The organism is Cypionkella psychrotolerans, from assembly GCF_001294535.1.
GTDB lineage: Bacteria > Pseudomonadota > Alphaproteobacteria > Rhodobacterales > Rhodobacteraceae > Cypionkella > Cypionkella psychrotolerans.
Genome location: NZ_LGIC01000078.1, coordinates 1 through 7,574, shown reverse-complemented (window position 1 = coordinate 7,574; position 7,574 = coordinate 1). Strand labels below are relative to the sequence as shown.

Here is a 7,574-nt window from a genome sequence, read left to right as displayed (position 1 = left end):
GTTCTGGGTCACAGATATCACCTACATCCGCACCCACGAGGGCTTCGTTTATCTCGCAGTTGTCATCGATCTATTTTCTAGGCGTGTTGTTGGGTGGTCCATGCAGGGTCGGACCTATACGGATCTGCCGTTGCAAGCCCTTCTGATGGCCGTCTGGCGCCGCAAACCGAAGACCAAAGTCCAAGTGCATTCCGACCAAGGCTCACAGTTCACCAGCTATGAGTGGCAGGAGTTCCTCGAACAGCACAATCTGACGCAAAGCATGAGCCGACGTGGCAACTGCTGGGACAACGCCGTCGCCGAAAGCTTCTTCAACCTGCTCAAACGCGAACGCATCCGCCGAAGAAAGTATAAAACCCGCAAAGAAGCCCGCCAGGATGTGTTCGACTACATCGAGTTCTTCTACAACCCGCAGCGCAAACACGTTAGGAACGGAATGCTGTCGCCGATCGCATTCGAGCAGCAGCAAAAACTGAAGCTGCAAGGTGTCTAGGAAACTCGGGGCTATTCACACAGACCGCCAGAACATGAAAGTCACCAACGTCTGAAGCAGAACCCAGAGAGCTTCATTCCCGATGGGCGGTCTGAACAATGTATGCTCAGACTGTGCATCCAAATTTGGGGCCTGTGACTATGGGTGAGAGCAGGGCTGTCGCCCTATCGTTCATAACAGTTAAGAGAGGGCACTCGATTGCGCCATCAATGGCACACGGTTGGCGTAAGCCTTTCACCAACTGCTTCCGGCGAACGGCTTGTTCAGTTTTCGGGACAGTAGCCCTCACTTGAGCGTCGCGCACCCTCGCCCGCAGAATCCCAACTTTTACGTGCTCCGCTGCGGTGCGCCACACCTGGAGGAATGGCTGAACTTCCGTCTAGACGCAGAATCCCGCTGACAAATCGCCATGGACAGATGAACACCCTAGCACCCACGAGTTGGTGCCGCTTGCCGAATAAACCGAAGTCCTAGAAAAAACGCTCGAAGTTCATGGGGGTGCCATCTGTTGCCGAGACAGTCGGGGCACGAAAGCTCCTCTGTGACGCGGCGAGATAACAACCAGTGTGCCGCGCGCTCGGAAGCATCGGCCCGCAGCTATTGCTGCCCTACCTGCTGAAAAGCACGCGCCGGACAGCGAAGCTGCTCAGACTTGAACCAGACGACCTGTTTGTTTGCAATCACCCCATGATCCGCCGGGCTCAGGCGTCGTATGAACTCGCAAGAGTGACAGCAAAAAACAAGACTACATGAAGTCGAACATCCGCAGCCACCCGGAGGTCAACGATGATGCCTGTCTTTTCGAAGGCCGGTGCAACGCGAACAGGTGCAGCAGTCAGGCGGTGGGCAAGATTATGCAGGATCATAACGCGCGCATTCGAGCACGATAGCCGGCATCGCGGGCAGGTTGCCCGTGACGTCACCTACCACTTCGTGCCATCGGCAATGCCGTCGAAGACATGACGCATCGCGTCCTGACTTTTGGTCTGAACAAAGGTTGCACCGTCCAGAAATCAGAAAGATACCAGACTGCGAACCTGTCTAGGCTGGCAGACTAACACAGACCCTGGCGGGCGCGTTGACGCCGTAGACTCGCGGAGAGCCGATTTGAGGTGCGGCGCGCAGTGTCGATGAGGAGAACGGGCTTGAAGCGCAGGCACCCCTGCGACTCGCTCCTGAGTCCTCCTGCGATGCCACCCAAACGCGCGAAAAAAGGGGACCGGCAGCACAGTGGGGTCGACTGGCGCACCAGCTGCCATCTTACTGAAGAGCTCCGGCTGTGGCCGCGATGTCGGACGTGACAATCAACGTCGGTATCTTTAGCCACGCGCTGAGTAACCGCGGGTCACTGAAAGATTGGCATCTTCGCACCGCACCAGCTAACAAGACGTTAACATAGCAGTTTGTGAGGCCAGTATGCTTGATCGCTTGAAGTCGATGTTTCGTTCTGACGACTTCATCCCATCCTCGGCTGTTTTCCCTTCGATTGATTCCGACAAGATTGCCAATGATCTGAAACTTGAAGTGCAAGGGACGGCACGTGGGCAAACCAACCAGCCGCCGACAGACACGAAAGATTTCGACCACGTCGAAACCAGTGTGATCGAGCGCATCGAGGAACTGCGCCGAAAGGGACTTGAAAACTACGAGTCCAACCGGCGGGTCTACAACGAACGTCTCGCGCGAGCAGGTCAGGCGTCGAAGGAAGTGGATATCGCGGCAGGTAGTGCCAAAAATGACTTTGGTGCCCTAGTGCAGGAGTGGCAATCGCGCATCGAAGATCCCCGCGAGCGTTTGAACGAGACCTTCACATGGCGGGCCCGCTATCGTGAGCGTAACCGCCTGCAACGACCCGCCAAGGAATTCGAAGGCTGGATCAAAGTCTTCTCGCTGACGATCATCCTTGTTGTGATCGAAGCTGGCATCAACAGCTACCTGTTCTCGAAGGGAAATGAGTTCGGGCTGCTTGGTGGCCTGCTGGCCGCGCTTATCGTGTCTGTTGTCAATGTCGGCGGCTCAGCGATGCTGGGCTATCTGGCGCGCTACCTGCATCATCGCAACCTGCTGCTGAAGCTGGGCGGTCTGATCTTTGTGCTGATTTGGATGGCCTTTGCCGTTGCAATGAACCTTGGCGTTGCCCATTTCCGTGACGGCCTAGAAAGTGGTTTGAGTTGGGCAGAAGCAACAGAAGGTGCGGTGCCTGCGTTGCTGGCCCGCCCGCTTTACCTCGCCAGCATCGAGTCATGGCTGTTGGTCGGCATCGGGCTCCTGATTTCGGTTCTTTCGTTCCGCAAAGGTTGGCATACGGACGATCCGTATCCCGGTTACGGTCGGTTAGAGCGCTCGTTGGCCAAAGCTCGTTCTGTTTACGAGTTAGAACTGCACAACGCGTTGGAAGACCTCAAGGATCGCCGTGATCAAGCGATCGAGGAGTTGCAGGACGCCAGCGAGCAAGTGCGCAACGGTATCACCGAAGCCATCGACGCGTTGTTTGGTCAAAGCACCTTGGGCGCTCATCTGAAAACGTATCTGGAACAATGCGATGTCAAAACAGCACATTTACTGGCAGTATACCGCGACGCAAACCGTGCAGCGCGCAAGGAGCCGTCGCCCAAGTCCTTCGACAAGGTCTATAGGTTTGGCGCCTTCAAGCCGGAAAGCATAGAGGTGTCGCGTCGCGAAAACGCCGAGGCCGAGGCGGCCCGGGTGACCGCGACCGTGGACGGCGCGATTAAGGAAATCTTCGAGCAGTTCGAAACCGCACGTCTTGCCTTCGACGTGACCCGTGCCGTCCAGCGTGACGGCGTTACAGCGGAGAAAGTGTGATGGCGCGCCCTAACCGTCGCCGCAACACGCGACGCAACAGCCGTAGCGGCGAGTCGTCACGTTGGCCTTACATTCTTGGGGCTGTTGCGGCCGTTGGTCTTTTGGGTGCCGCGATTTTCTATCGCAACCAGACCGAACATGAAACCGCAGTGAACCCCGATACTCTCTGCCCGCTTGACTCGGGACCTGTGGAGATGGCCGCCATCCTGTTTGATCTCACCGACCCTCTGACGCCTGCGCAGAGCAAGCAGTTGCTGGCCCGCGTCGAAAAAGAGATCGCTGACGCGCCGATCGGCACGCAGTTCACCATGGGCGTTGTCAGTGAAGCGCCGGAGACGTGGGGCGCTACCGCCCCGTTGTGCAAGCCTCGGTCAGGTCAAGACGTCAGCACGTTGACGCAAAACGTCCGGCTCGTTGAGACACGGTATGAACAACGCTTCATGGCACCCCTGCACGACAACATCGAAAGCATGATCTCTGCGAATGGCGCAAACAAATCACCGATCATGGAGGCGCTTCAGACCTTGATCGCCGACACCTCTGGCTTTCTCACCTTCGGGGGGCCGCGCAAAGTGATCATCGTGTCGGATCTGCTGCAAAACAGCGACGCGATGAGCTTTTACGCTGGCGATGACTGGCAGAGCTTTGCCGCATCACCGCAGTTTGGGCGGCTTAACAGAACACTCGACGGCGTTGACGTGGTCATCTTCGAAGTGCCGCGTGTCGTTTCCAAAATCAAAGATCCGCGCGTCATCGAAGATTTCTGGCTGCACTATTTCGACGTTCAGGGCGCGCGTAAGCCTACCGTCACGATGATAGGGGATCTGTAGATGGCACGCCCAAGGCGTCAGCTTCGGCTGCATGATGTCTCAAATCGCGAGTCTTGGGATAAAATCGTCCTGGGTCTTGCGTTCGCGGCGGGCGTGGGAGGCGGGGTTGCGCTTAAACTCTTGGGTGTTCATCCGTTCGTTGCGGCAACCTTTTCGGCAGCCGTCCTGACGATCTACGCCGTGTTGGCCTACGCCACGACGTCGCTTCGTCTTGAGCCTGAAGTGATCGGCGACAACAGCTACTATCTTGGCTTTCTTTTCACTCTGACAAGTCTCTCCGTGACGCTGTATTTCGTGGTTGAAGCGGGCGCGGACAAACGGGCAGAGCTTATTCCAGAGGTGATTTCAGGCTTTGGTGTCGCTTTGGTGTCCACCATCGTCGGGGTGTTCATTCGTGTCTTGATGATGCAGTTCCGGCTGGATCTGGTCGCGCGCGAGCGTGAGACCCGGATCGAGCTGGACGATGTCGCGCGGCGTTTGCGGGTGGAACTGGCGCAGTCGGTCGAGCGGGTGAAAGCTTTCACCGTAGAAAGTTTCCAGCATTCAGCCGAAAGAGAGTCTGAGTTTCGTCGCTCGACCGAGGTGCTTGTGAAGGGCAGCCAGACGATGCTGGCGGAGATGGCCAAAACGCTTCAAGAGGAAACCTCGCGGTCCGTGCGTGAACAGACAAGCGGCGCGATTGAGTCGATACGCAGTTCTATCGCCACAGTGTCAGAGGCAGCGCTTACCCAGATCCGAAGCTCGTTCGGTGATATGGCGAAAATTGCAGATCAGATGAACGCGACCCAGGCAGTTGCGCGCTCCTCGGTGGAGAAATCCATTATGGCGATGCAGTTGCATGGTTCAGAAATTGCAGAACAAGTCTCTCACCTTTCTCGCCGTATTCGCACCATAGCAGAGGAAACCGAAACAGCGGGCGCCAATCTTGCCCTGGGCATGAACCGAGCAGCGGCTAAGCTCGAAGTATCTCTGGACGAGACCAACCGGCGTCTCGGAGCCGGCTTCGCCAGATTTGATCAGGCGGCACTGGATGCTGCGATGCGATCACAGGTTGTCGTCAACGATGTGGCCGAACGGCTGCACAGCTCTGTCAGGCAGCTTGCCACGACTGCGATGGCTGCCTCTCGCGAACTTGACCGCACTGTGACGCAACAAGCCGATAGCTTGGTCACTTCGTCGGATAAAACCTGAGGTGGCGGATCGTCGAGGGAGCAAACTTGTGTCGCAATCCGGCAGTGGCGGCTTTGATCGCAGCTACAAGCGCGGTGCCATCATGGGCCTCACCGTGGCTGAGGCGTTTATCCTGCTCTCGTTTTGTCTGCTGTTGTTGTTCGCATGGTGGCAGATCGAGACCGAGCGCAAGAGCCTTATCGTTGCCGATGAAATAGGTAAGCTGGATGCGCAGCAGAAAGCCGCGATTGTGGCGGGCCTGTCCGACGGCACCTTCCAGGCGGCGCAGACGTTGCGCGCAGCCGGGCTCGACGTCGCGGACACAAAGGCTCTAGAAAACGCCGCGCAGTATTCACGCTTCATGCGGGATGAAGACTTTCAACGCCTTATGAAAGGCGTCGTCAAACTTTCGCCCGAAACCCGTCTCAGCCTCGCTGATGCGGTCGAGGTGACGGCTGAAGTGGCCCTGCGCGCGAAGCTGGCAACTGTCGAGGCCGGCGACAGCACCGTTGAGCAAATTGCTGGTCGTTTGCAAACTGCTGCACGACAGCAGGGCGCGCTGGTGACACTTTTGGATGATCGGCTGGGCTCAGTGATCCGCGAGGCTGGCGGCAGCATTGACGCGGAAGGCACGATTACACTGCCCCAGGCCATACTGTTCGACTCGAACAACGATAGAATCAAAGACCCAGCCTTTTTGCGCAAGCTTTGTGTTCCTTGGTTAGAAACGCTCCGTCAGTCCGGCATGAACATCTCGGATCTGAAGATCGAAGGACATGCCTCAAGCGAGTGGGCAGTCGATGCGACAAAGGAACAGGCTTATCTCAACAATCTTGACCTCTCTCAACGGCGCGCCCGAAATGCGCTCGCGCTGTGCTTGTCCGAAGTTAAAGATCCTGATGCTCTTGCTTGGGTCAGAGAACATCTTGCTGCGGTCGGCTATTCATCCGCACGGTTGATCTATGGTCCGGATGGCACTGAAGATCATGACGCATCTCGCAGGGTGATGTTCAGCGTCGGCCTGAACCAAGAGGGGCTTATCGACGATATTCGGCGAGATGTAACATCTACCGAAGCATTGATGAGCGCGACCGGACCCGCGCGAGTGATCGACGGTGATACGGTAGAAGTAAAAGAAACGAGCTTTCGGCTGTCAGGCATCGACGCACCCGAGATGGGTCAACTTTGTCGCAACAAGGCTGGCATCTCCTTTGACTGTGGGGAAGTTGCGCGGCGCGGTCTTGAGCAGGCTATCGCTGGAAAGCCTATCGAGTGTCGTGCGACTGAGGTGGATATGTATAAGCGCCCAATAGCAACATGCATGGTTGATGGTCAGGACTTGGCTGAAGTCATGATCGTGAATGGCTATGCTGTCGCGTTCAGTCGATATTCTCACACCTATGTTGCAAGAGCAGAAACTGCCCAACAGGCAAATGTTGGAATCTGGAAGACAGACTTTCAGATGCCGTGGGAATATCGAAAGGACAACTGAACCGTTGCTGAGCTGAAGATGCTGGCAAGCAAGGCGTGCCTTGTATGATGATCTTTTTTTTGCGCACCGTTTCAGTGAAAGTCCCGGCTTGGAAATAGCTTCTTCGCCTGTTCGCGCGGGTGATGCGTGAGAACGGCAGTGCAAAAGTTTGCCACGGAAGTGGCGGGATAGTCTTGCTGCGGGCAGAGTAAAACTTTGCCACTTTGGCTCTTTCTGGTGACGGGGAGGGCGGGGGATTTTCAGCGTGGAACTTTATAGAAAGGTGCGCCTTGCGCGCCGCGAAGGCCTGAGCGAACGCGCCGCCGCTCTTCATTTTGGTGTTTCGCGTGCAAGCGTGAAGAAGATGATGAGTTTTTCGGTTCCGCCAGGGTATCAGCGGACAACGGCGATAAAGCGGCCCAGGCTGGATGCATTCACGGGCTTCATCGACCAGTGGTTGCAGGAGGACCTTAGTCGGAACCGCAAGCAACGGCATACGGCCAAGCGTATTTTTGAGCGGCTGCGTGACGAGCACGGGTTCAAGGGCGGCTACACGACGGTGAAGAATTATGTCCGCGAACATGGCCGACGCAGCCGAGAGATGTTTGGGCCGCTGGCTCATGCCCCGGGCCACGCCCAAGCGGATTTTGGCGAGGCGATGGTTGTGATCGGCGGTGTTGGGCAAAAGGCGTATTTCTTCGCACTTGATCTGCCTCACAGTGACGCCTGCTTTGTGCGGGCTTATCCTGCAGCAGTTTCCGAGGCTTGGGTTGATGGCCATGTC

General features: G+C 56.7%; 5 protein-coding genes and 1 pseudogene. All 6 read left to right on the top strand.

Annotation, left to right across the window (positions count from 1 at the left end; all coding sequences use genetic code 11):
• On the top strand, positions 1–493 hold a 493-nt coding region (locus AKV04_RS18165), incomplete at its 5' end, for an IS3 family transposase (RefSeq protein WP_156317464.1).
• 1,416 nt (positions 494–1,909) lie between these two features.
• Positions 1,910–3,319, top strand: coding sequence for a hypothetical protein (locus AKV04_RS18160; protein WP_054007833.1), 1,410 nt, complete (start codon positions 1,910–1,912; stop codon positions 3,317–3,319).
• Positions 3,319–4,149: a hypothetical protein gene (locus AKV04_RS18155; RefSeq protein WP_054007832.1), complete on the top strand. Its 831-nt coding sequence runs from the start codon at positions 3,319–3,321 to the stop codon at positions 4,147–4,149. The genes AKV04_RS18160 and AKV04_RS18155 overlap by 1 nt, the downstream gene beginning before the upstream one ends.
• Entirely contained in the window at positions 4,150–5,340 is a 1,191-nt protein-coding gene (locus AKV04_RS18150) for a hypothetical protein (protein WP_054007831.1), read from the top strand.
• A 28-nt stretch (positions 5,341–5,368) separates the two neighbouring features.
• Positions 5,369–6,811: a thermonuclease family protein gene (locus AKV04_RS18145; RefSeq protein ID WP_054007830.1), complete on the top strand. Its 1,443-nt coding sequence runs from the start codon at positions 5,369–5,371 to the stop codon at positions 6,809–6,811.
• Between the two features lie 244 nt (positions 6,812–7,055).
• Positions 7,056–7,574: pseudogene (locus AKV04_RS18140) on the top strand (IS21 family transposase); the annotation flags it as partial.

What these genes read in the sequence shown, in the direction of transcription:
- AKV04_RS18150 (WP_054007831.1), top strand. Translation starts at nt 4,150, where the DNA reads ATGGCACGCCCAAGGCGTCAGCTTCGGCTGCATGATGTCTCAAATCGC.
- AKV04_RS18155 (WP_054007832.1), top strand. Translation starts at nt 3,319, where the DNA reads ATGGCGCGCCCTAACCGTCGCCGCAACACGCGACGCAACAGCCGTAGC.
- AKV04_RS18160 (WP_054007833.1), top strand. Translation starts at nt 1,910, where the DNA reads ATGCTTGATCGCTTGAAGTCGATGTTTCGTTCTGACGACTTCATCCCA.